This window comes from Kocuria cellulosilytica (assembly GCF_040981245.1).
In the GTDB taxonomy this organism is placed as follows: Bacteria; Actinomycetota; Actinomycetes; order Actinomycetales; family Micrococcaceae; genus Kocuria; species Kocuria cellulosilytica.
Map to the genome: position 1 here is coordinate 87,577 of NZ_JAVFWZ010000007.1, position 22,924 is coordinate 110,500.

Sequence of the window (22,924 nt, forward strand, 5' to 3'; positions counted from 1 at the left end):
GCAGGAAGACGAGGAAGGCAACCATGGACCGTCAGCAGGAGTTCGTCCTCAGGACCATCGAGGAGCGCGACGTCCGCTTCGTGCGCATGTGGTTCACGGACGTCGTCGGGAGCCTCAAGTCGGTGGCCCTGGCCCCCGCCGAGGTCGAGGCGGCCTTCGAGGAGGGACTGGGCTTCGACGGGTCCTCCATCGAGGGACTGTCGCGGGTCTCCGAGGCGGACATGCTCCTGCAGCCGGACCCCTCCACCTTCCAGATCCTGCCCTGGCGCGGTGAGACGGAGCCCACCGCGCGGATGTTCTGCAACATCCTCACCCCGGACGGCGAGCCCTCCTCCTCGGACCCGCGCGGCGTGCTCAAGCGCGTCCTGGAGAAGGCCTCGGACATGGGCTTCACCTGCTACACGGCGCCGGAGATCGAGTTCTACCTGCTGAAGTCGGCGGACCTCGACGCCGAGGGCCAGCCCACCCCCGTGGACCACGAGGGCTACTTCGACCACGTGCCGGGCGGTGTGGTGCAGGACTTCCGCCGCAAGGCCGTGAGCATGCTGGAGGCCGTCGGGATCTCCGTCGAGTTCTCCCACCACGAGGCGGGCCCCGGGCAGAACGAGATCGACCTGCGCTACGCCGACGCCCTGCAGACCGCCGACAACATCATGACGTTCCGCACGGTGATCAAGGAGGTCGCGCTCTCGCAGGGCCTCTACGCGACCTTCATGCCGAAGCCGTTCACGGAGCACCCCGGCTCCGGCATGCACACCCACTTCTCGCTGTTCGAGGGGGACACCAACGCCTTCTTCGAGGCCGGCTCCGAGTTCCGGCTCTCCCGCACCGCCGGGCACTTCATCGCCGGCATCCTGCGGCACGCCCCCGAGTTCACGTCGGTGACCAACCAGTTCGTCAACTCCTACAAGCGGCTGTGGGGCGGGGGAGAGGCGCCGTCCTACCAGTCCTGGGGGCACAACAACCGCTCCGCCCTCGTGCGGGTGCCGCTGTCCAAGCCGGACAAGGTGCAGGCCGCGCGGATCGAGTACCGCGGCATCGACTCCGCCACGAACCCCTACCTCTCCTACGCCGCCCTGCTGGCCGCGGGCCTGCGGGGCATCGAGAACGAGTACGAGCTCCCGCCGGTCGAGCTGGACGACGTCGCGGCGATGAGCTCCGCGGAGCGCCGCGCCCTCGGCCACAACCCGCTGCCCTCGAGCCTGTACGACGCCATCCGGGAGACCGAGGAGTCGGAGTTCATGGCCCAGCTGCTCGGGGAGCAGGTCTACGACTACTTCCTGCGCAACAAGCGCCGCGACTGGAACGACTACCGCCGGGTCGTCACCCACTTCGAGCTCAAGAACAACCTCGGCATCCTCTGACCCCGGACGGACCGTCCCATGACACACCCTCCCCAGTCGGCCGCCGCCACGGACCCCGTCGCGTCCGGGCGGCTCATCAAGGTCGGCTTCGCCGACACGGGCAACGCCCAGCGCTGGCTCGGCTTCCCCGAGCTCGCCGAGGTCGACCTGGACCGGCTCCTGGAGGGGCTGTCGCTGGCGGCGTCGCCCGACGTCGCCCTGCAGCTCACCGTCCGGCTCCTCGAGGGCTCCCCGGAGCTCGCCGAGCGGATCAACGCCGGCCCGGAGGCCTCCGAGACCATGTTCCGGCTGCTGGGGGCCTCCGAGGCGCTCGGGGAGTTCCTGCTCCGGCGCCCCGAGCACCTGGACCTGCTCGCGGAGCCCGCCGCCGCCGAGCCCGAGGAGATCCCCGCGGAGCAGTTCCGCGCCGCGCTGCTGACGTCGGTCGGCGCGGACCCCGCCGCGCGCACCCCGGTGGCCGCCGAGACCGGCGACACCGCCTGCAGCGCCCTGCGCGTCGCCTACCGGCGGGAGCTCGCGCGCATCGCCATCCGCGACGTCGGGGCGCTCTACCCCGCCGACCACATGCCCGCCGTGGGCCGTCAGCTGGCCGACCTCGCCGCCGCGGCCCTCGAGGCGGCGCTCGCCGTGTCCCGTGCGGAGGCGGCCGGCACCTGGGCCCCCGAGACCGTCGACCGGGTGCGGCTCGCCGTGATCGGAATGGGCAAGTGCGGCGCGCGGGAGCTGAACTACATCTCCGACGTCGACGTCGTCCACGTCATGGCCGTCGAGGACCCGGAGGGCGCCGAGCCCCTGGACGGGGCGGAGGCCACCGTCATCGGCACGGCCCTCGCCACCGGCACCGCCCGGGCGCTCATGTCCCGCGGCACGGAACCGCCCCTCTGGGAGGTGGACGCCAACCTCCGGCCCGAGGGCAAGGACGGCCCGCTCGTGCGCACCCTGGACTCGCACGTGCGCTACTACGAGCGGTGGGCCGAGTCCTGGGAGTTCCAGGCCCTCCTCAAGGCCCGCCCCGTCGCCGGGGACCCGGAGCTCGGGGCGGCCTACCGGGAGGCCATCGAGCCGTTCGTGTGGCGCAGCTCCGCGCGCGAGGGCTTCGTCGAGTCCGTGCAGGCCATGCGGCGCAGGGTCACCGACAACATCCCGGCCGCCGAGGGCGAGCGCCAGATCAAGCTGGGCCCCGGCGGCCTGCGCGACGTCGAGTTCACCGTCCAGCTCCTGCAGCTGGTGCACGGGCGCACGGACGAGCGGGTCCGGACGCAGGCCACGACCGAGTCCCTCACCGCGCTCTCCGAGGGCGGCTACATCGGCCGTCAGGACAGCGAGCAGTTCTCCGCCCACTACCGCTGGCTGCGCCTGCTCGAGCACCGCATCCAGCTGTACCGCCTGCGCCGCACCCACCTCATGCCGCGCGCGGAGCGGGAGCTCACGGTCATCGCCCGGTCGCTGCGCGGCGCCGCCGACACCGCCCGCCCCTCCGGCGACTCGCTGCTCGAGGAGTGGCGCAGGATCAAGCGCAGCGTGCGGGGGATGCACGAGCGGATCTTCTACCGGCCGCTGCTCGCGGCCCTGGCGCACCTGCCCGACACCGACACCCAGCTCTCGCCGGAGTCGGTGCGGGACCGGCTGGCCGCCCTCGGCTACCGGGACCCGAAGGCCGCGGTGCGGCACATCGAGGCGCTCACCCGCGGCGTCAGCCGGCGGGCCGAGATCCTGCGCACCCTGCTGCCCGTGCTCCTGCAGTGGCTGGCCGACGGCGTCGACGCCGACGCCGGGCTGCTGGGCTTCCGGCGGCTCTCCGAGTCCCTCGGCACCACCCCGTGGTTCCTGCGGCTGCTGCGCGACTCGAACGCCGCCGCGGAGCGGCTGTGCCAGATCCTCTCGAGCTCCCGGTACGTCACCGACCTGCTGGAGAACTCCCCGGAGGCGACCGCCTGGCTCGGCCAGGACGACGAGCTCTGCCCGGTGCCCTTCGAGACCCTGTGGAGCGAGATCCGCGCCCAGATGGCCCGCCACCCCGACCCCGGGGAGGCCGTGCGGATGATCCGGCTGATCCGCCGCCGCGAGGAGCTGCGCGTGGCGCTCGCGGACACCTCCGGGCTGCTCGAGGTCGAGCAGGTCGTGGAGGCGCTGTCCGACATCGACCGGGCGTGCATCCTGGGCGCCCTGCACGTGGCGGAGCGGGAGGTCTACGAGCGGGACGGGCGGCTCGCCGACGTCCTGGTCGTGGCCATGGGCCGGCAGGGCGGGCGGGAGATCGGCTACGGCTCCGACGCCGACGTCATGTACGTCTACGCCCCGGCGGGGGACGCGGACCCCGCGGCGGCCCGGCAGCAGGCCGAGACGCTGCTGCAGCGGATGGTGCAGCTGCTCAAGGCGCCCTGCACGCCGCCCATCGTGGCGGAGCGGGTGCTGGAGATCGACAACGACCTGCGCCCCGAGGGCAAGCAGGGGCCCATGGTGCGCTCCGTCGACTCCTACGCCGAGTACTACGCCCGGTGGGCGCAGACCTGGGAGTTCCAGGCCCTCACCCGGGCCCTGCCCGTGGCCGGCAGCGACGAGCTGGCCGACGCCTTCCGGCGCGTCATCGACCCGCGCCGCTACCCGGAGGAGTTCACCGAGCGCCAGCTGCTGGAGATCCGGCGGATGAAGGCCCGCGTGGAGAACGAGCGGATGCCGCGCGGCGCGGATCCGTCCCGGCACGTGAAGCTGGGGCGGGGCGGTCTCTCGGACGTCGAGTGGCTCGTCCAGACGCTGCAGCTGCAGCACGGGCACCGCGTCCAGGGGCTGCGGACCACGAGCACCCTGCCGGCCCTGCACGCCGCGGAGGAGGCGGGCCTCGTCACGGCCGAGGACGCCACGGCCCTGTCCGCCGCGTGGCGGCTCGCCACCGCGGTGCGCAACGGCAACGTCCTGCGCACCGGGCGCCGCTCCGACGCCCTGCCCTCGAAGCGCGCCGACCTCGAGGCGGTGGCCCGCTGGTGCGGGTACGAGCACGGCGGCGCCGGCCGGCTCGAGGAGGACTACCTGCGCACCACCCGCAAGGCCCGCGCCGTCTTCGAGCGTCTCTTCTACGGGCACTGACGACTCCGGGCCGACAACGACACGGGGAAGGCCCCGGACCCCTCGAAGGGGTCCGGGGCCTTCCCGGTGGAGCGGTGCGGCTCAGACGCCGTAGTACATGGAGAACTCCAGCGGGTGCGGGACCACGGACAGCGGCTTGAGCTCGAACTCGCGCTTGTACTCGATCCAGGACTGGATGGTGTCCTCGGTGAAGACGTCGCCGGCGAGCAGGAACTCGTGGTCCTCCTCCAGGGCCAGCAGCGCCTCCTCGAGCGAGGCCGGGGCCTTCTTGATGTCCTTGGCCTCCTCGGCGGGCAGCTCGTAGAGGTCCTTGTCGATCGGGTCGGCCGGCTCGATGCGGTTGCGGATGCCGTCGAGGCCCGCCATCAGCTGGGCGGCGAACGCCAGGTACGGGTTGCAGGAGGGGTCCGGGGCGCGGAACTCGAGGCGCTTGGCCTTCGGGTTCGTGCCCGTGATCGGGATGCGGATGCCGGCGGAGCGGTTGCCCTGCGAGTACACCATGTTGACCGGGGCCTCGAAGCCCTTGACCAGGCGGCGGTAGGAGTTGACCGTCGGGTTGGTGAAGGCCAGCACGGCCGAGGAGTGCTGGAGCAGGCCGCCGATGTACCAGCGGGCGAGGTCGGACAGGCCCGCGTAGCCCTTCTCGTCGTAGAACAGCGGCTCGCTGCCCTTCCACAGGGACTGGTGGCAGTGCATGCCGGAGCCGTTGTCGTTGAAGACGGGCTTGGGCATGAACGTGGCCGACTTGCCGAAGGCGTCCGCGGTGTTCTTGATGACGTACTTGAACTTCTGCAGGTCGTCCGCGGCCTTGGTCAGGGTGTTGAACCGGTAGTTGATCTCGGCCTGACCGGGGGCGCCCACCTCGTGGTGGGAGCGCTCGACCTCGAGGCCCACCTCGTCCAGGGCCACGCACATGGCGTCGCGCAGGTCGGCCTGCTTGTCGACCGGGGAGACGGGGAAGTAGCCGCCCTTGGTGGCGGTCTTGTTGCCGAGGTTCCCGCCCTCCTCCTTGCGGCCGGTGTTCCAGGCGGCCTCGTCGGAGTCGATGGCGTAGAAGGAGCCCTGCGGCTGGATGTCGTAGCGGACGTCCTCGAAGATGAAGAACTCGGCCTCGGAGGCGAAGTTGGCGACGTCGGCGATGCCGGTCGACGCCATGTAGGCCTCGGCGCGCTCGGCGACGCCGCGGGGGTCGCGGTGGTAGGGCTCACCGGTGCGGGGGTTCACGATCGAGCAGGTGACCACGAGGGTCTTCTCGACACGGAAGGGGTCCACGAACGCCGAGGTGGGGTCCGGGATGAGCTGCATGTCGGACTCGGCGATGCCCTGGAAGCCGCGGATGGAGGAGCCGTCGAACAGCTGCCCGTGCACGAAGAAGTCGTCGTCCACCGACTTGGCGGGGAGGTTGAAGTGCTGCTGCACGCCGGGCATGTCCGTGAACCGGACGTCGACGAAGACGATCTCCTCGTCCTTGATGAAGGCGAGGACTTCCTCGGGTGTCTGGAACATGTGCTGTTCTCCTTGTTAGGTGGGCTGGCCCGCCGTGCCAGGTGCGCTGGGTCGGCGTCCGTTTCCGGGGACAACGCTACGGACCGGGCATTAAGGCTCCGTGTCCCGGGTGTTTCCTCGGTGTTACGCAGGAGGGCCCGGGGGAGCCACGGTCTCCCGCCAGTCTAGGGGAGTCCCTCCCCGATACCCTGGGGGGATGATCGACAGACGTGATGTGGGCTCGTGGCTCGAGGGTCCGGGGACCGGCCGGCAGGAGTACCCGGGGCAGCGCCTCGGGCGCCCGGAGCAGGGGCCGGGCTCCGTGGGACGTGTGGGGCGGCGGATCGTGGCCCTGGTGCTGGACTGGTACCTGTGCTGGGCCCTCGCCCAGTGGCTCGTGCCCCAGTGGAACGAGCAGGGACTGATGACCCTGGCGTTCCTGTTCCTGCTCAACGTGCTGCTGGTCGGCGCGACCGGCCACACCCCGGGGCACCTGCTGCTGGGTCTGCAGGTGCAGACGCTGGCCGGGCGGCCCGCGGGCTTCGCCCGGGCCGTGGTCCGCTCCCTGCTGCTGTGCCTGGTGATCCCGGCGGTCGTGTTCGACCCGGACCAGCGCGGCCTGCACGACCGGGCGGTGGACACGGTCCTGGTCCGCACCCGCTGAGGCACCGGCACGGCGCCCGACGACGACGGAGCCCCTCGCCTTCTGCGGAAGGCGAGGGGCTCCGTCGTCGTCGGGCAGACCCGCGGCTCAGCGGCCGCGCATGGCCCTGCGGTCCGGGCGGGCGCGCATCGGGTCCACGCCCTTGGGGATCGGCAGCCGGTTGCCCAGGGTGCTGATCCGCTTGTGCACGGTCTGCACCTCCTGCTGGGTGAGCTTCTTGTCGAGCTTCTTCATCTGCTTGGACAGCTCGCGCAGCGGCACCTGGCCCTCGCCCTTGCCGGTCTTGATGACGTGGATCGGCACGTTCTGGATCACGGGGCCGATCCGGCGGCGCTCCTTGGCGACGAGCTTGTCGACCCGGCCCGCGGGCCCCTCGGTCACGAGGACCACGCCGGGACGGCCGATGGCGCGGAAGATGAGGTCGCGGGTGCGGGGATCCATGGCCGCGGGCTGGTCCTCGACGATCCAGCCGCGGCGCAGCGCGGACAGCGCGGCGCCGGCGGCCCCGGGCTGGTCCTCGATCCGGGCGAACGCGGCGCGCTCGGCCCGCCGGGAGAGGTAGAACGAGGCGGCGAGCAGCGCGAAGGGCAGGCCGACGAGCAGCCCGGTGATCCAGTTGCCGAGCAGGACGCCCACGAGCAGGAAGGCGAGGAGGACGCCGAGGCCGATCAGCAGCATCCACCAGCCGATGTTGGGCTCGACCTCGCGGGTCATCTTGAAGACCTGCTTGATCTGGCTGAGGAAGCCCGGCCCCTTGGTCGCCTTCCGCTGCCGCTTCGCCTCGCGCTTCTGCGCCCGGGTGGGCTTCCCGGTCGGCTTCCCCGCAGGCTTCCCGGGGGAGGAGGATCGCGACGTCGGGCGCGACTTGGCGTGGGAAGGTGACACGGTGAGACCTCGTCCTGTGGTGCGGTGGCGGTGTTCCGGCGGACCCGCGATGCCGGCGCGCGAGAGCGCCCGGCCGCGGTCCGTCCTCCAGTTTAGCGGGTGGGCGGGGCGGCGCCCGCCGGTCCTCAGCGGAGTCGCTGGACGAGCGAGGACGCCTCCTGGGAGGCGCTGCCGGTGTCCTCGATGTGCGCCAGGTGGGACGGGATCGGCCGGCCCGACTTCTCCATGGCACGGGCCCACAGCCGGCCGGCGCGGTACGAGGACCGGACCATCGGGCCCGCCATGACGCCCAGGAAGCCGATCTCCTCGGCCATCTCGGAGAACTCCACGAACTCCTCGGGCTTGACCCACCGGTCGATCGGGTGGAACAGCGGGGAGGGGCGCAGGTACTGGGTGAGGGTGATGATGTCGCACCCGGCGTCGTTGAGGTCGCACAGCGCCTCGTAGATCTCCTGGTTCGTCTCGCCCATCCCGAGGATGAGGTTGGACTTGGTGATCATCCCGGCGTCCTTGCCCTGGGTGATGACGTCCAGGGAGCGCTCGTAGGTGAAGGCGGGCCGGATCTGGCGGAAGATGCGCGGGACCGTCTCCACGTTGTGGGCGAAGACCTCGGGCTCGGCGTCGATGACCTGCTGCAGCCGGTCGGGCACGCCCTGGAAGTCCGGGATCAGGATCTCCACGCCGGTGTTCGGGTTCAGCGTGTGGATCGCGCGGATGGTCTCCGCGTACAGCCAGGCGCCGCCGTCGTCGAGGTCGTCGCGGGCCACGCCCGTGACGGTCGCGTAGCGCAGTCCGAGCTCCTTGACGGACTCGGCCACCTTGCGGGGCTCGGTGACGTCCAGCAGGTCGGGCTTGCCGGTGGCGATGTCGCAGAAGTCGCAGCGGCGGGTGCACTTGGAGCCGCCGATGAGGAACGTGGCCTCCCGGTCCTCCCAGCACTCGTAGATGTTGGGGCAGCCGGCCTCCTCGCACACGGTGTGCAGGCCCTTGCCGCGGGCGAGGGACTTCAGCTCCTGGAACTCGGGGCCCATCCGCGCCGTGTTCTTCAGCCAGGACGGCTTCTTCTCGATGGGCGTCTCGGCGTTGCGCGCCTCGACGCGCAGCAGGCGGCGGCCCTCGGGGGCAACGGTCATGGTCGGTCTCCTTGTCGAGATGTCGACGGTGATGCGCTCACGGTCCCGGCGGTCCCGGGGCGGCGCAGGTCAGCTGACGGCGGTGGGCCAGGGCAGCGGACCCGGGGTCCCTGACGGGACGAACTGTTCGCACAACTCGTCCCGGCGGGCGGATATTTCCTGCTCCATGCGCGCGACCACCGCCTCCGGGGTCACGAGCCGGCCCGTCTCCTGCGAGAGGCTCGTGACGGAGGCGTCGGTGATGCCGCACGGGATGATCTTGCCGAACGGCCGCAGGTCGTTGGAGCAGTTCAGGGCGAAGCCGTGCATGGTGGCCCGCTTGGAGACCTGCACGCCGATGGCGGCGACCTTGCGGTCCGGCCCGCGCTCGTCCGCGAGCACCCACGCCCCGGAGCGGCCCGCCACGGTCGTGGCCCGAACCCCGAAGTCCGCGACCACGGCCAGGATGATCTCCTCGAGCAGGCGCACGAAGCGCACGACGTCGATGGGCGTGGTCAGCCGGACGATGGGATAGCCGACGAGCATCCCCGGGCCGTGGTAGGTGAGCTTGCCCCCGCGGCCGATCTCCACGACCTCGGTCCCGTCGGTGGGGTGCTCGTGGGGCTCGGTGCGCCGACCGGCCGTGTAGACCGGGGGGTGCTCCAGCAGCAGCACGGTGTTGGCCCGCTCGCCCGCGACGACCTCGCGGTGCACGTTCTTCTGCAGCTCCAGCGCTGAGCGGTAGTCGACGAGGTGCGGATCGAAGCCGAGCCGTTCGAAGCAGAGGGACATGTCCCCAGCCTATCGCGCGCCCGGCCCTGCGCGAGCCGGAGGGCCGCGCGGCGGGCTGTGGACGGCGCCCGCGGCCCCGGGCGCCGGGCGGGCATGCTGGGGCCATGGACCAGCGCCCCGCCGCGCACGGCGGCCACCACGAGGGCACCCCGGGCCCGCCCGCCTCCGCCCGGGCACGGCTCGCCGCGGCCGTCCGGGACGACCGTGCGCACGGCCGCCCCGGCCCGTCCGGAGGCGCGCCGGCGGAGGAGACGCCTCCGCGGCTGCCGCCCGAGGACGGGCTGGAGCCGGTGCGCCGCCTGGGCGGACGCTCGTGGCTGGTGCGGGAGACGCGGTCCGGGGAGCACTTCGTCCTGCGTCCCTGCCCGGAGGAGCCGGGCCCGGAGCGCGACCGGTCGCGGGCCGCGGCCCTCTCGCTCGCGGTCGCCCTGGCGGGCCGGGAGGAGCCCTGTCTCGTGGCCGTGCGCGGGCTGCTGGGCCCGGCGGCGGCACCCGTGGGGCTGGTCGAGGACTTCGTCGCGGGCGGCTCGCTCGCCGACCGGCTGGCCGAGCGCGGCCGGCTGGAGCCCGCCGGGGCGGCCGCGCTGCTCCGGGACGCCGCGACCGGCCTGGCGGCCCTGCACGCCCTCGGCCGGTGCCACGGAGAGCTCTCGGCCCGGCAGGTCCTGCTCCGCGCCACGGCGGCCACGGACGGGGCCGGGCTCCGAGCCGCCGTGCGGGCCGGCACGGGGGGCGGCAGCCCGGCGGAGGACGTCCGGGCGCTCGGCGCGGTGGGGTGGGCGGCGCTCACCGGGCGGGCCCCGGCACGGCAGGCACGGCACGTGCCCCTGGCGCTGCTGTGCCCCGGCGCCCCCGCCGGACTCGTCCGGGCGGTCGAGGCCGCCCTGGAGGCCGATCCGGCCGCCCGGCCGACCGCCGCGGACCTGGCCGGCCTGCTCGTGCGGGACGGGGAGCCGACCCCGCGCGGGCCGGGGAGCCCGCCTGCCGGCCCGGCGCGGCCCCGGGCCGGCAGGCGACGGGCGGTGCTCGCGGTGGCACTGCTGCTGGCCGCCGGCAGCGCCGCCCTGCTCCTGCCCGGGGACGGCGACCCGTTCCCGGCGACGACGCCGGACCCGGCGGTCGTGCCGGATCCGGCCGCCTCGTCGGGCCGCGCGGAGTGGTCGGTCCCGCTGCGCTCCCTCGGTCCCGGGCCCCTCGCGCCCGGGTCCCTCGCGCCCGGGCCCGTCGCGTCCGGGCCGACGGGCAGGGCCGGTCCGGGCGCCGGGCCCGGGGGCGGGACACGGCAGGACCCCGCCGACGTCGCAGATCCCCGCAAGGCGCTGCGGGTCCTGGTGGCGCGGCGCGGCGAGGCCCTGCGCACGGGGGACGCACGTCTGCTGGAGGAGGTGTACGCGGCGGGGAGCGAGGCGGCGGCGGCGGACCGGGAGACCATCGCCCGGGGCGCAGGGATCTTCTCCGCGCTCGAGCTCGAGGTCGGGAGCATCCGTGAGGCCCCCGCGGGGTCCTCGGGGCCGGGCACGGTCGCGCTGGTCGCCGAGGTGCGGGTGGAGGGCTACCCGGGCCGGCCGGGAGCGGCACCGTCCGTGGTGCCGGCGGGGGACGGATGGGTGCAGACGGTCCTCGCCGTCCTGGCCCAGGGCGAGCAGGGCTGGCGGCTGACCGGGGTGGAGGCCGTGGCCGGCCCGACGGTGCCGCCGGGTCCGGAGCAGCGGGAGCCGGCACGGTGGGACCCGGCACGGCAGGACCCCCGGGGCTGACGGGCAGCGCCGGGGGTCCGGTGGTGGGGGACGCGGGTCACCAGAGCGTGGCGACCGCCATGTTGGTCAGTGCCAGCCCGCCCACGGCGTGGGCCAGGCCGGTCGAGACCGTCTCCCCGCGCTTGGTCCTCCGCTGCCCCACGAAGGCGGCGACCGCCACCGCGAGAGCGACGAGCAGCTTCACGGCGACCTTGACGTGGTTGACGTCGCCGTCGCCCATCTCGTAGATCGCCACGAGCAGGAGCCCGGTCACCAGGCTCAGCAGCGAGGCGTGGAACTGGCCGGGGGACACCGTGGGGCGCTTCATGGTGTAGATCCAGGTGCCCACGATGATCGCGGCGCCGACGAGGTGCAGGAAGACGAGGAGTCCGGTCAGGAAGGTCATGCTTCCGAGCCTATCGGAGGTCCGCCCGCGCACGCCGGGAGGGCGTGCTCCCTGTGATCAGGAACACGCCCTCCCGGAGTCCGGTGCTCTCCGCCGGTGCTCAGCGGGGGCCGGGGACCACGACCGGCCCGGTCAGAGACCGACCTCGGACTCGAAGCGGCCCTCCTCCAGGCGCGCCTTGAGCGCCTGGAGGAACCGGCCCGCGTCCGCGCCGTCGACCAGGCGGTGGTCGTAGGTCAGCGACAGGTAGCACATCTGACGGATGGCGATGGTGTCGTTGCCGTCCGCGTCGGAGACGACCATCGGGCGCTTCACGATCGACCCCGTGCCGAGGATGGCGACCTGCGGCTGGTTGATGATCGGGGTGTCGAACAGGGCCCCGAAGGAGCCGAGGTTCGTGATCGTGAACGTGCCCCCGGTGAGGTCGTCCGGCGTGATGTTGCCGTCCTTGGCCCGGGAGCCGAGATCGGCGATCTGCTTGGCCAGGCCGCCGAGGTTGAGGTCGCCGGCGTTCTTGATGACCGGCACCAGCAGACCCTTCGGGGTGTCCACCGCGATGGCGATGTTCTCCGAGCCGTTGTAGACGATCTCCTTCTCGGCCTCCTTGAAGGTGGCGTTGAGCTTGGGGTGGGCCTGCAGCGCCTCGGCCACCGCCTTGGCGAAGAACGGCAGGTAGGTGAGCTTGGCGCCCTCCCGCTGCTGGAACTTGGCCTTCGCCCGGTCGCGCAGCACGGCCACCCGGGTCATGTCGACCTCGGTCACCTGGGTCAGCTGGGCGGCCTCCTGCAGCGACTCGCGCATGCGCTGGGCGATCGTCATCCGGATCCGCGGAGCCTTCTCCGTGGTCCCGCGCTTGGCGTCCGCCTTCGGCGCGGCCGGGGCGGCCTCCTGCGCCGGTGCGGCGGCGGCCGGTTCGGCGGCAGCCTCGCCGCCCTTCTGCTGCTCGGCGGCGGCCAGCACGTCCTGCTTGCGGATGCGCCCGCCCACACCGGTGCCGGTGAGCGTGGAGAGGTCCACGCCCTCCTTCTTGGCGAGCTTGCGCACCAGTGGGGTCACGTAGGACGAGTTGTCACCGGTCGGGGCCTCCGCCTTCTCGGTGCGGGCGCCGTCGCGCTGCGCCGCGTCCTGCTGCTCGTCCCCGGAGGTGTCGGCCAGCACGGGCTCCTCGGTCTCGACCAGGGCCTCGTCGCGGGACGGCGCCTTCTCCTGCTTCCCGGACGAGGAGCCCTCGTAGCCCTCGCCGCCGTCGGTGGACTGCTTCGCCGGCTGCTTCTCGGCCGGCTTCTCCGCCGGCTTGTCGGCAGACTTCTCGGCGGGCTTCTCGCTGGGCTCGTCCCCGGAGGGGGCGGACCCGGAGCCGATGATCGCCAGGACCTGGCCGACCTCGGCGTCCTCGTCCTCCTGCACCCGGATCTCCAGCAGGGTCCCGGCCACGGGGGAGGGGACCTCGGTGTCGACCTTGTCGGTGGAGACCTCCAGCAGCGGCTCGTCGACGGCGACCTCGTCACCGACCTGCTTGAGCCACCGGGTCACGGTGCCCTCGGTCACGGACTCGCCCAGTGCGGGCAGGGTGATCTCGCTGCCCTCGCCCGTCTCCTGGGCCTCGGCCTTGGGGGCCTGCTCGTCACCGGAGGACTCGTCACCGGAGGGCTCCTGCTCGGCGGCCTCGTCGGTCGCCTCCGGGGTCTCCGCCTCGGTCGCGGCGTCCTCGGCCTCCTGCCCGGAGGTGTCCTCGGCGGGCTTCTCGCTGGGCTCGTCCCCGGAGGGGGCGGACCCGGAGCCGATGATCGCCAGGACCTGGCCGACCTCGGCGTCCTCGTCCTCCTGCACCCGGATCTCCAGCAGGGTCCCGGCCACGGGGGAGGGGACCTCGGTGTCGACCTTGTCGGTGGAGACCTCCAGCAGCGGCTCGTCGACGGCGACCTCGTCACCGACCTGCTTGAGCCACCGGGTCACGGTGCCCTCGGTCACGGATTCGCCCAGTGCGGGCAGGTTTACGGTTTCTGACATGGTCCGACCGTCTCTCTTTCGGTGCCTTCGATGGTGCCTTCGATGGTGCGCTCCGGGTGGTGGCCCGGTGCCGGGATGCTGGGGAGACCCCGCCCGGCCGGGCGGGGTCACGGCGCGCTCAGCCGTGCAGCGGCGTCCCGGCGAGTGCCATGGCCGCCTCGCCGATGGCCTCGTTCTGGGTGGGGTGGGCGTGCACGAACGCGGCGACGTCCTCGGGGTAGGCCTCCCAGTTGACGATGAGCTGGCCCTCGCCGATCTGCTCGCTGATGCGCTTGCCGATGGCGTGGAAGCCGATGATCGGCCCGTCCTTCTCGCGCACGAGCTTGATCATGCCGCCGGTGCCCAGGATCGAGCTCTTGCCGTTGCCGGCGAGGTTGTACTCGGCGACCTCGACGTTGTCCTCGCCGAACTTCTCCTTGGCCTGCGGCTCGTTGTATCCGACGGAGGCGATCTCGGGCTCGGTGAACGTGACCTTGGGGATGTTGACGTCCTCGACCACGGCCGGGTTCAGCCCGGCGATCTCCTCGGCCACGAACCGTCCCTGCTGGTAGCCGCGGTGGGCGAGCTGCACGCCGGGGACGATGTCGCCGATCGCGTAGATGCTGCCAACGCCGGTGTGCAGGCGCTCGTCCGGGGTGACGAAGCCGCGGTCCATGGGGATGCCCTGCTCCTCGTAGCCCATGTCGGCGGTGTTCGGGCCCCGGCCCACGGCGACCAGGACGATGTCGGCCTCGAAGACCTTGCCGTCGGCCAGGGTGACCTTCGCGCCGTCGTCGTCCTGCTCGACCTTCTCGAAGAAGGTGCCGAGGTTCGACTTGATGCCGCGCTTCTTGAACTCCCGCTCGAGCGCCTTCACGATCGCCGGGTCCTCGTTGGCGACCAGGTGGGGCAGGCCCTCGATGACGGTGACGTCCACGCCGAAGGACTTCCACATGGAGGCGAACTCGCAGCCGATCACGCCGCCGCCGAGCACGATCGCGCTCTTGGGCACGAAGTCGATCTCCAGCGCCTCGGTCGAGGTCATGACCCGACCGCCGATCTCGACGCCCAGGGTCTTGGAGACCGAGCCGGAGGCCAGCACGATGTGCTTCCCGGTGTAGGTGGTGCCGTCGACCTCGACGGTGTTCTCGCCCGTGAGCTTGCCGACGCCCTCGACGACCGTGATCTTGCGCATCTTCATCAGGCCCGTGAGGCCCTTGAACTTGCCGGCGACGATCTTGTCCTTGTACTCCCGCACGGCCGCCATGTCGATGGACTCCAGCGTGGTGTGGATGCCGTACTTGGAGCTCTCCCGGGCGTCCTCGGCGAGCTCGGCGGAGTGCAGGTAGGCCTTGGTCGGGATGCAGCCCCAGTGGAGACACGTGCCCCCGAGCTTGTTCTTCTCGACCAGCGCCACGGTGAAGCCGAGCTGGACGGCCCGCAGCGCGGCCGCGTAGCCGGCACTTCCTCCGCCGAGGACGAGGATGTCGAATTCGTTGTCGGCCACGTGTTTGGCTCCCTTGCGCGTTGACGTCGTTCCGGGTGGGTCGCTCCCGTCCCGTGACGGGTTCGTTTCGTACATACCTTAGCCCTACGCCGGAGGGAGCGACCAGGCGGGCGCTCCCTCCGGCGCGGGGGTGTCGCAGGAGCTCAGCGGCCCCCGGCGACCGCGTCCTCGAGCAGCCGCACGAGCGTGCGCACGCCCGCTCCCGTGCCCTCGGCCGGGGTGTAGCCGTAGGGCGAGCCCTCGTTGAAGGAGGGGCCGGCGATGTCCACGTGCGCCCACGGCACCCGGGCGCCGTCCTCGCCGCCGACGAACTCGCGCAGGAAGATCCCGGCGACGAGCATCCCGCCGTTCTTGTCCCCGATGTTCTTGAGGTCGGCGACCTTCGAGTCCAGGGACGGGCGCAGGTGCTCGGGCAGCGGCATGGGCCAGCCGGCCTCCCCTGCGCCGCGGGCGGCCTCGGCCACGGCGGTGCGCAGGGCGTCGTCGCCCATGATCCCGAACGTCCGGGCGCCCAGGGCCACCATCTGCGCACCGGTCAGGGTGGCGATGTCGACGACGGCGTCCGGGCCCTCCTCGCACGCGGCCACGAGACCGTCGGCCAGCACGAGGCGTCCCTCGGCGTCGGTGTTGAGCACCTCGACGGTGCGTCCGCCGCGGATGGTGATGACGTCGCCGGGACGGGTGGCCGTGGAGGAGGGCAGGTTCTCGGCCAGGCACAGCCACCCGGTGACCTTCACGGGCAGCTCGAGCTCGGCGGCGGTGAGCACCGCGGCGAGGACGGCGGCGGCGCCGGCCATGTCCGACTTCATGGTCATCATCGAGGCCGGGGGCTTGAGGGAGAGCCCGCCCGAGTCGAAGGTGATGCCCTTGCCCACGTAGGCGTAGTGCTTGTCGGCGCGCGCCGGGGCGTACTCCAGCTTGACGAGGCGCGGACCGTGCACGGAGCCCTGTCCCACGCCCAGGAGCCCTCCGTAGCCGCCCTTGGCGAGCTCCTTCTCGGCGAGCACGCTCACGGAGACCCTGGTGCCCTTGGCGGCCCGGCGGGCGTAGTCCGCGACGGCCTCCGGGAACATGACGTTGGGGGAGAGGTCCACGAGGGTGCGGGCGGCCCGGACGCCGCGCCCGAGGGCGGCGGCGCGGTCGAGGCACCGGCCCAGCGCGGCACGCGCCACCCCGGGGGCGTGCACCACGGCGGAGGCCAGCGGGGCCTGCACGCCGGCGGCGGTCGCCGCCCGCTGGTGGGCGAAGGCGAAGGCGCCCAGCGCGGCGCCCTCGGCGACCGCGGCGGCGTCCTCCTCGGTCGTGACGGGCAGCGCGAGCACCGCGGAGTCGGTCCCGGCGAGCCGTCGCACGGCCGCGCCGGTGGCCCGGCGCAGCGATTCGGCGCGCTCGGCGGTCTCCTCGGGCAGGACGCCGATGCCGGTGAGGACCACCACGGTGAACGGCAGCCCCGACGGGGCCGGCACCACGGTCACCTCGTCGGCGGCGCCCTTCACGCGCAGCGCCGCCGCGGCGTCCACCACGGGGGCGAGCCGGCGCTGCTCCCCGGCGGGGAGCACGACCCGGCCCGAGGTCTCGCCCTCCCGCCCCTTCTCCACGGCGAGCACGAGCGCGTGGGCCGCGGTCCGGCCCAGGGCCTTGTGCGTGGCGGTGAGCTCGATGCCCCGTGGCTCGAGCAGGTCCTGTACGTCGGGCATGGATCGTCCTTTCGCTGAGGTCCGGGCCGGCCGGTCCGGACCGCTCCCGGCGGCCCGGCCCGGCCGGCAGGCGTGCTCTCGATCCTATCCCCGCCCCGCCGCCGCGCCGGGGCGGCGGCGCGGTGCGGGCGTCCCCCGGTGCGGCGGGGAATAACGCGGTGCCCGCGGATGGTTGACATGATCCGGGCCGCCACCGCCGGCGTGCCCCACCGGTCTCCCCACGGACGCCCGGAACCGACCCACCCCAGGAGGAAGAGCTGTGCTGGACCCCACCTCGCTGTACCTGAGCAATCCCGCTCTGCTCGAGGACGCCCGGGTTCGTGGCCTGCCGCTGATCGTCGCCCTGTCCGGCTACGCGGAGGCGGGACACGTGGCCGTGCAGATCGAGCACACCATCACGGAGGCCCTGCCGCACGAGGTCGTGGCCCGTTTCGACCTGGACCAGCTCTACGACTACCGCGCCCGCCGCCCGCACGTGACCTTCCGTGAGGACCACTTCGAGGGCTTCCAGAACCCGGAGCTGTCCCTCCGGCTGGTCACGGACGGCCTGGGGCGCAGCTTCGCGCTGCTCACGGGGCCCGAGCCGGACCTGCAGTGGAACCGGTTCACGGAGGCCGTCGTGGGCCTGGCCCGCCGGATGGACGTCTCGCTCGTGGCGATCGTCTCCGGGATCCCGATGCCGGTCCCGCACACCCGGCCGTTCATCGTCTCGGTGCACGGCAACCGGGCCGACCTGCTGCCCGCCGAGCACGCCTGGAAGCCGGTCGTGGAGATGAGCTCGTCGGCCGCCCAGCTCCTCGAGATCCGGCTGGGCGAGGCCGGGATCGACAACATCGGCTTCACCGTGCACGTCCCGCAGTACCTGGCCGAGGCGCACCTGCCGCACGCCGCCGTGGCCGCCCTCGAGCACATCAGCGCCGTGACCTCGCTGAACCTGCCCTCGGACGAGCTGCGCGAGGCGGCCCGCGAGATCGAGCAGCAGATCGACCAGCAGGTCGGCGCCTCGCCCGAGGTGCAGGCGGTCGTGGCCGGCCTGGAACAGCGCTACGATGACGTCGTCGACGCCTCGGTGCCGCGCTCCCTGCTGGTCGGGGACGAGTCCGAGCTCCCCGACGCCGACGAGATCGGCGCCGCGGCCGAGGCCTTCCTCGCCGCCCAGGAGGACGAGCAGGACTGAGCCCGCCCGGCGCGCGGCCGGCCCGGTGTCGTCCCGGGCGGCCCCGCCGTCCCGGGTCCCGGCCCGGTCCCGTCCCCCGAGAGCGAAGTGCATGCAGTCCGACCGGTACCGAGCCCACGAGCCGGGCAAGGACTCACGCCGCGCCCACCTGGTCTTCGCGATCGGCACCTTCGCCTACTTCAGCGCCGTGGCCCAGCGCACCAGCTTCGGCGTCGCGTCGGTCGACGCGGCCGAGCGCTTCGGCACCGCGGCCTCCGCTCTGTCGCTGTTCTCGCTGATGCAGGTCCTCGTCTACGCGGGGCTGCAGATCCCCGTGGGCGTGCTCGTGGACCGCTTCGGCTCCCGCGTCATGGTCGCCGCCGGGGCGCTGCTCATGACGGCGGGGCAGATCCAGCTGGCGCTGGCCGACACGGTCGGCGAGGGCGTGGCCGGACGGGTGCTCGTGGGGGCGGGGGACGCGGCCACGTTCGTGTGCGTGATGCGCCTGATCCCGGCCTGGTTCTCCGCGCTGCGGGTGCCGCCGCTGACCCAGTTCCTGGGCGTGGTCGGCAACCTCGGCCAGCTCGTCTCCGTCATCCCGTTCGCCTGGCTGCTCGAGCTGACCGGGTGGTTCCCGTCCTTCGTGTCCCTGGCCTCCCTCGCGCTGCTCGCCGCCGTGCTCGCCGCGGCCCTGCTCCGCAACGCGCCCCCCGGGGTGGACGTCCTGAACCGGGAGCTGGGCCTGCGGCGCACCGGCCAGGTGCTCCGGCAGAGCGTGGCCGAGCCCGGGACCCGGCTCGGGTTCTGGGTGCACTTCACCACCCAGTTCGCGGGCAACACGTTCGTGCTCATGTGGGGGTACCCCTACCTCGAGTACGCCCAGGGCCTGTCCGACACCACGGTCTCCCTCGTGATGACCTCCTTCGTGCTGACCAACCTGGCCGTGGCCCTAGGCCTGGGCGGGCTCACCGCCCGCCGCCCGCACCGCCGGGTGCGCCTGTCCCTGGGCGTCACCGCCGTCATCTTCTCGGCGTGGGCCGTGCTGCTGGTCTGGCCGGGGACCGCGCCCGTCCCGGTCGTGCTGGCCGCCGTGTGCGTCATCGCGATCAGCATGCCGGCGTCCATGATCGCCTTCGACATCACCCGCAGCTTCAACCCGGCCCAGCGCTCGGGCACCGCCACGGGCATCGTCAACGTGGGCGGCTTCACCGCCTCCGTGCTGGCCATCTTCGTCACCGGCTTCGTCCTGGACGTGCTGCACGCCGCGGGCTTCCGCGACGAGCTCTACGCCCCCGACGCGTTCCGGATCGCGATCGCCGCGCAGTTCCTGATCGCGGCGGCGGGCACCGCGGGCGTGCTGGCCACCGCCCGGAAGGTGCGCCGCCGGCACGGTCACGACGCCGCCTGACCGGCCGCACGGGTCCGTCGGCACTGCACCGCGCCGGCAACGGGAGCCGCGCCCCGCTCCCGGTCCACAGCCCGGGCGCGGACCGGCGCGCCCGGACCTCGGCCGCGCCCACGCTGGGCCCATGAGACAGCACCCCATCCGAGACCCCTTCGTCCCCGTCGTCCGGTGCGCGGCCGACCTGCTCGCCGTCGTGCCGCACACCCTCGGCTACTGGCCCGCCGACTCCCTCGTCCTGTTCGCCGCCGGCGGCGGGACGGCGGGGGCGTGCGTGCGCGTGGACCTCCCGGGCCGCCCGTCCGACCAGGGCCTTCGCGCGGCCTTCGTCGCCGAGCTCGCCGACCTCGTGGGCCACGACGTCCTGAGCGACCGGGTCTTCGTGATCGTGTACACGACGTCCGCCGCGGGGGGCCGGCCCGTCGAGGTGGACGGGCTGCTCGCGCTCGTGGACGAGGCCGCCCGGCGCGCCGGGCGGGCCGTGGCGGGGCGCTGGATCGTGGCCGGCGACCGCTGGTGGCCGGCCGATGACCCGGCCGACGTCCAGGACGTCGCCGGCATCGAGGACAGCGCCGTCAACGCCGCGCTCGTGGCCTCCGGCAGCTCGTACGCGGCCGCTCCGCGGCTCGCGATGGACCACGAGTACGGGGCCCTGCCGGCCGGAACCGACCGGGGCGCCGGGCGCGCCGCGGTCCGCTGGGCGCAGGCCGGGGGCGGCGCCTGGCACCACCTCGACCGCCTCGTGCCGGCCCTGTCCGTCTGGGCCGGCGTCCTCGCCGGGGTCCTGGGCTCGCCCGGGGACCCCGTGCCCGCGGTGCTCGGCCACGACGACGACCTGCTCGGCTTCCTGGCCGCGAGCCTGACGGACCCCGTGCTCGCCGACCTGCTCCTCGTGGCCTGCGCCACGGACGACCTCGACGGCGCCCTCGCGGCCGCCGCGATGTGGGCCGAGCTGTGCGACGACGTCGACGACCCGCAGGCCGGCGCCGAGGGCGTCCCGATCGGGCCCACCCTCGCACCGGCCCCCGCGCGGCTGCCGGCCGTGCCCCGGCGGCCGCAGGCCGGGGCGGACCCCGGTCCGGGTCCCGCCCCGCTGCCCGGACCCGACGCGGGGGAGCTCGTCCGGCTGTCCCGCGTGCTCACGGGCGAGTGGGCGGACGCCCCGCACTGGCCGCTGCTCGACACCCTCTACCGGGTGCTGCAGGTGCTCGGCTGGCTCCTGGAACCCGCCGGGCCCGGCGAGCGGACCGAGGATCCCGGGCGGGACGGAGCGGACGCGGCGCTGGAGCGGGCCGTGCTCGCGGGCGTGCTCGTCGAGCTCGCGCAGCTCAACCGCTTCCGGGCGCGCGGTTCCCACACCGCGCACTTCGTCCGCCGGGCCACGGCCCTGGTCCCGGGTCACCCGTCGGCACTGCGGGTCCTGCGCCTGGCCGACGCCCGTCCCGTGCCGCTCTGGGCGCGGGATCGCGCCACCGCCTGGCACTCGTGACGCCCCGGGTCCCGGGCTTTTTCGGATCCGGCGGCAGAACGGGAACAAATCCCGCGCACGCGTGGTTCCGGCTGTCAGGACCCTTCAAGCCCGCCGCACCGGACTCTGCCCGGCGCACGGACTTGACAGGGTCATAGGCGTGTTGCCCCGAGGGCGGACGCCGTGACCGCTCAACGAAAGGCTCTCAGTGTCACCTGCCGCCAGCAAGAAGACGACGGACACCGCCGCCGAGGCCCCGGCCACCGGGGACGCTCGGTCGCCGTCCGGCACCACGGGCGCGTCGCCGCGGGCGAAGACCGCCGCTGCGAAGTCGACCGCGGCCAAGAAGACCGTGGCCGCCAAGAAGACCACGGCGACGAAGTCCACCGCCGCGCGCTCCGGCGCGGCCAAGAGCGCCGCGGCCGGCTCCACGAAGTCCACGGCCGGCAAGTCGACCGCGACCAGGACCGCCGCGAGCAAGGCGCCCACGGCGACCAGGTCCGCGGAGAAGGCTCCGGCCGCACCGAAGGCCACGGGCCGCCAGAAGGCCGCGGCGTCCACGGCCAAGGAGGCCCAGGACGTCGCCGGGGCACCCGATGAGGACGTCGTCGTCACCGACGACGCCGACCTCGAGACGGGCCTGACCGACGAGGCCGGAGTGGTCGACCCCGAGGTGGACGAGGACGAGGAGGCCGAGGAGGTGGCCGCGCCCGAGGACCCGGCCGCCGCGCCCGCGCCCAAGGACGAGAAGACCTCCGGCTTCGTCATCACCGCGAACGACGACGACGACGCCCCGGCCCAGCAGGTGGTCTCCGCGGGGGCCACCGCCGACCCGGTCAAGGACTACCTCAAGCAGATCGGCAAGGTCGCGCTGCTGAACGCCGAGCAGGAGGTGGACCTGGCGCTGCGGATCGAGGCCGGCCTGTACGCCGAGCACAAGCTCGCGGACGGGAAGGACTCCCTGGACCCGCAGACCCGCAAGGAGCTGCGCTGGGTCATCCACGACGGGAAGCGCGCCAAGAACCACCTGCTCGAGGCCAACCTGCGCCTGGTCGTCTCCCTGGCCAAGCGCTACACCGGCCGCGGCATGCTGTTCCTGGACCTCATCCAGGAGGGCAACCTCGGCCTGATCCGCGCCGTCGAGAAGTTCGACTACACCAAGGGCTTCAAGTTCTCCACGTACGCCACGTGGTGGATCCGCCAGGCCATCACCCGCGCCATGGCCGACCAGGCCCGCACCATCCGCATCCCGGTGCACATGGTCGAGGTCATCAACAAGCTCGCCCGCGTGCAGCGCCAGATGCTGCAGGACCTGGGCCGGGAGCCCACCCCGGAGGAGCTGGCCAACGAGCTCGACATGACGCCCGAGAAGGTCGTCGAGGTGCAGAAGTACGGCCGGGAGCCGATCTCCCTGCACACCCCGCTGGGTGAGGACGGCGACTCGGAGTTCGGCGACCTGATCGAGGACTCGGAGGCCGTGGTCCCCGCGGACGCCGTGAGCTTCACGCTCCTGCAGGAGCAGCTGCACTCGGTCCTGGACACGCTCTCCGAGCGGGAGGCGGGCGTCGTGGCGATGCGCTTCGGCCTGACCGACGGCCAGCCCAAGACCCTCGACGAGATCGGCAAGGTCTACGGCGTGACCCGTGAGCGCATCCGCCAGATAGAGTCCAAGACGATGTCCAAGCTGCGCCACCCGTCCCGCTCCCAGGTGCTGCGCGACTACCTCGACTGAGCGGTCCGTCCCGCGCCCGGACGCCGTCCGGGCGCGGGACGGCCACGGCCGCAGCCGCTGCCCGCGCCTGACCCGCTGCCCGCACCGGTGGGAGGGGCGTGCCGTCGGGAGCGCACGCGCCACCGGGAACGCAGGAGGGCCCCGACACCACGTGTCGGGGCCCTCCTTGCATCCCTTGCGTCGACCGCCCGTCGCGGGCGTACGGGTCAGGAACCGATGCGCTCGGTCTCGTCCTGCCAGGTGGCGGCCAGGGGCCGCAGCTTCTGCTCGTTCTTGCGCGCGTGGTGAGCGCAGAAGAGCAGCTCACCGCCCGTCGACTCGAGGATCACTCGGACGTAGGCCTGGGCGCCGCACGCGTCGCAGCGGTCGGTCGCATTGAGTTCTCGGCTCTCCAATGTTGCGTTCACGGGATCCTCCTCCTGTGTCGTACGCGTTGCACGGGGCG

17 protein-coding genes are annotated in these 22,924 nt (G+C 73.2%); 8 read left to right on the forward strand and 9 right to left on the reverse strand.

The window, feature by feature from the left end:
- Positions 1-23 precede the first annotated feature (23 nt).
- Positions 24-1,364, forward strand: a complete 1,341-nt coding sequence (gene glnA, locus RCG67_RS11715) for a type I glutamate--ammonia ligase (protein ID WP_368826422.1) — start codon at positions 24-26, stop codon at positions 1,362-1,364.
- Positions 1,365-1,382: 18 nt separating this feature from the next.
- Positions 1,383-4,448 (forward strand): bifunctional [glutamine synthetase] adenylyltransferase/[glutamine synthetase]-adenylyl-L-tyrosine phosphorylase, encoded by a 3,066-nt coding sequence (locus tag RCG67_RS11720; protein ID WP_368826423.1) that lies wholly within the window; start codon positions 1,383-1,385, stop codon positions 4,446-4,448.
- Positions 4,449-4,529: 81 nt separating this feature from the next.
- Here the strand turns inward: RCG67_RS11720 and glnA (RCG67_RS11725) are convergent, their stop codons facing one another.
- Positions 4,530-5,954 (reverse strand): type I glutamate--ammonia ligase, encoded by a 1,425-nt coding sequence (gene glnA / locus RCG67_RS11725; RefSeq protein WP_368826425.1) that lies wholly within the window; start codon positions 5,952-5,954, stop codon positions 4,530-4,532.
- 196 nt (positions 5,955-6,150) lie between these two features.
- Between glnA (RCG67_RS11725) and RCG67_RS11730 the strand changes: the two genes are divergently transcribed.
- Positions 6,151-6,597: an RDD family protein gene (locus RCG67_RS11730; RefSeq protein ID WP_368826426.1), complete on the forward strand. Its 447-nt coding sequence runs from the start codon at positions 6,151-6,153 to the stop codon at positions 6,595-6,597.
- An 87-nt stretch (positions 6,598-6,684) separates the two neighbouring features.
- On the opposite strand, the gene RCG67_RS11735 is transcribed toward RCG67_RS11730, so the two are convergent.
- From RCG67_RS11735 to lipB, 3 genes are all read right to left on the reverse strand, one after another.
- Positions 6,685-7,482 (reverse strand): DUF4191 domain-containing protein, encoded by a 798-nt coding sequence (locus tag RCG67_RS11735; RefSeq protein ID WP_368826427.1) that lies wholly within the window; start codon positions 7,480-7,482, stop codon positions 6,685-6,687.
- A 125-nt stretch (positions 7,483-7,607) separates the two neighbouring features.
- Complete coding sequence (gene lipA, locus RCG67_RS11740) at positions 7,608-8,615, reverse strand: lipoyl synthase (protein WP_368826428.1); 1,008 nt, start codon at positions 8,613-8,615, stop codon at positions 7,608-7,610.
- A gap of 69 nt (positions 8,616-8,684) precedes the next feature.
- Positions 8,685-9,386, reverse strand: coding sequence for a lipoyl(octanoyl) transferase LipB (lipB, locus tag RCG67_RS11745; RefSeq protein ID WP_368826429.1), 702 nt, complete (start codon positions 9,384-9,386; stop codon positions 8,685-8,687).
- A 104-nt stretch (positions 9,387-9,490) separates the two neighbouring features.
- On the opposite strand from lipB, the gene RCG67_RS11750 reads away from it, so the two are divergent.
- Positions 9,491-11,143 (forward strand): serine/threonine-protein kinase, encoded by a 1,653-nt coding sequence (locus RCG67_RS11750; protein ID WP_368826431.1) that lies wholly within the window; start codon positions 9,491-9,493, stop codon positions 11,141-11,143.
- 37 nt (positions 11,144-11,180) lie between these two features.
- Here RCG67_RS11750 and RCG67_RS11755 read toward each other — a convergent pair whose 3' ends face one another.
- The 4 genes from RCG67_RS11755 to RCG67_RS11770 all read right to left on the reverse strand — a co-directional run bounded on the left by RCG67_RS11755 (position 11,181) and on the right by RCG67_RS11770 (position 16,721).
- Positions 11,181-11,528 (reverse strand): hypothetical protein, encoded by a 348-nt coding sequence (locus RCG67_RS11755; RefSeq protein WP_368826432.1) that lies wholly within the window; start codon positions 11,526-11,528, stop codon positions 11,181-11,183.
- A 132-nt stretch (positions 11,529-11,660) separates the two neighbouring features.
- Positions 11,661-13,538 carry a 2-oxoglutarate dehydrogenase, E2 component, dihydrolipoamide succinyltransferase gene (gene sucB, locus RCG67_RS11760; RefSeq protein WP_368826433.1) on the reverse strand — a complete coding sequence of 626 codons (1,878 nt, stop codon included), beginning with the start codon at positions 13,536-13,538 and terminating at the stop codon, positions 11,661-11,663.
- Positions 13,539-13,656: 118 nt separating this feature from the next.
- Positions 13,657-15,024, reverse strand: coding sequence for a dihydrolipoyl dehydrogenase (gene lpdA, locus RCG67_RS11765; RefSeq protein WP_058873691.1), 1,368 nt, complete (start codon positions 15,022-15,024; stop codon positions 13,657-13,659).
- Positions 15,025-15,167: 143 nt separating this feature from the next.
- Positions 15,168-16,721 carry a leucyl aminopeptidase gene (locus tag RCG67_RS11770; RefSeq protein WP_368826435.1) on the reverse strand — a complete coding sequence of 518 codons (1,554 nt, stop codon included), beginning with the start codon at positions 16,719-16,721 and terminating at the stop codon, positions 15,168-15,170.
- Between the two features lie 259 nt (positions 16,722-16,980).
- On the opposite strand from RCG67_RS11770, the gene RCG67_RS11775 reads away from it, so the two are divergent.
- The 4 genes from RCG67_RS11775 (at position 16,981) to RCG67_RS11790 (ending at position 22,479) form a co-directional block, all read left to right on the forward strand.
- Entirely contained in the window at positions 16,981-17,898 is a 918-nt protein-coding gene (locus tag RCG67_RS11775; protein WP_058873689.1) for a proteasome assembly chaperone family protein, read from the forward strand.
- 91 nt (positions 17,899-17,989) lie between these two features.
- Entirely contained in the window at positions 17,990-19,285 is a 1,296-nt protein-coding gene (locus RCG67_RS11780) for an MFS transporter (RefSeq protein WP_368826437.1), read from the forward strand.
- A gap of 121 nt (positions 19,286-19,406) precedes the next feature.
- Positions 19,407-20,768 (forward strand): DUF4192 family protein, encoded by a 1,362-nt coding sequence (locus tag RCG67_RS11785; RefSeq protein WP_368826439.1) that lies wholly within the window; start codon positions 19,407-19,409, stop codon positions 20,766-20,768.
- A 187-nt stretch (positions 20,769-20,955) separates the two neighbouring features.
- Positions 20,956-22,479, forward strand: coding sequence for an RNA polymerase sigma factor (locus RCG67_RS11790; protein ID WP_368826440.1), 1,524 nt, complete (start codon positions 20,956-20,958; stop codon positions 22,477-22,479).
- Between the two features lie 206 nt (positions 22,480-22,685).
- Here the strand turns inward: RCG67_RS11790 and RCG67_RS11795 are convergent, their stop codons facing one another.
- The gene (locus RCG67_RS11795) at positions 22,686-22,886 is read right to left on the reverse strand and encodes a DUF7455 domain-containing protein (RefSeq protein ID WP_017834164.1); all 201 of its coding nucleotides are present in this window, start codon (positions 22,884-22,886) and stop codon (positions 22,686-22,688) included.
- Positions 22,887-22,924 lie beyond the last annotated feature (38 nt).

Bases quoted from the DNA above. Each gene is read 5' to 3' on its own strand.
- glnA (WP_368826422.1), top strand. From the start codon at position 24: ATGGACCGTCAGCAGGAGTTCGTCCTCAGGACCATCGAGGAGCGCGAC.
- RCG67_RS11720 (WP_368826423.1), top strand. From the start codon at position 1,383: ATGACACACCCTCCCCAGTCGGCCGCCGCCACGGACCCCGTCGCGTCC.
- glnA (WP_368826425.1), bottom strand. From the start codon at position 5,954: ATGTTCCAGACACCCGAGGAAGTCCTCGCCTTCATCAAGGACGAGGAG.
- RCG67_RS11730 (WP_368826426.1), top strand. From the start codon at position 6,151: ATGATCGACAGACGTGATGTGGGCTCGTGGCTCGAGGGTCCGGGGACC.
- lipA (WP_368826428.1), bottom strand. From the start codon at position 8,615: ATGACCGTTGCCCCCGAGGGCCGCCGCCTGCTGCGCGTCGAGGCGCGC.
- lipB (WP_368826429.1), bottom strand. From the start codon at position 9,386: ATGTCCCTCTGCTTCGAACGGCTCGGCTTCGATCCGCACCTCGTCGAC.
- RCG67_RS11750 (WP_368826431.1), top strand. From the start codon at position 9,491: ATGGACCAGCGCCCCGCCGCGCACGGCGGCCACCACGAGGGCACCCCG.
- RCG67_RS11755 (WP_368826432.1), bottom strand. From the start codon at position 11,528: ATGACCTTCCTGACCGGACTCCTCGTCTTCCTGCACCTCGTCGGCGCC.
- sucB (WP_368826433.1), bottom strand. From the start codon at position 13,538: ATGTCAGAAACCGTAAACCTGCCCGCACTGGGCGAATCCGTGACCGAG.
- RCG67_RS11770 (WP_368826435.1), bottom strand. From the start codon at position 16,721: ATGCCCGACGTACAGGACCTGCTCGAGCCACGGGGCATCGAGCTCACC.
- RCG67_RS11780 (WP_368826437.1), top strand. From the start codon at position 17,990: ATGCAGTCCGACCGGTACCGAGCCCACGAGCCGGGCAAGGACTCACGC.
- RCG67_RS11785 (WP_368826439.1), top strand. From the start codon at position 19,407: ATGAGACAGCACCCCATCCGAGACCCCTTCGTCCCCGTCGTCCGGTGC.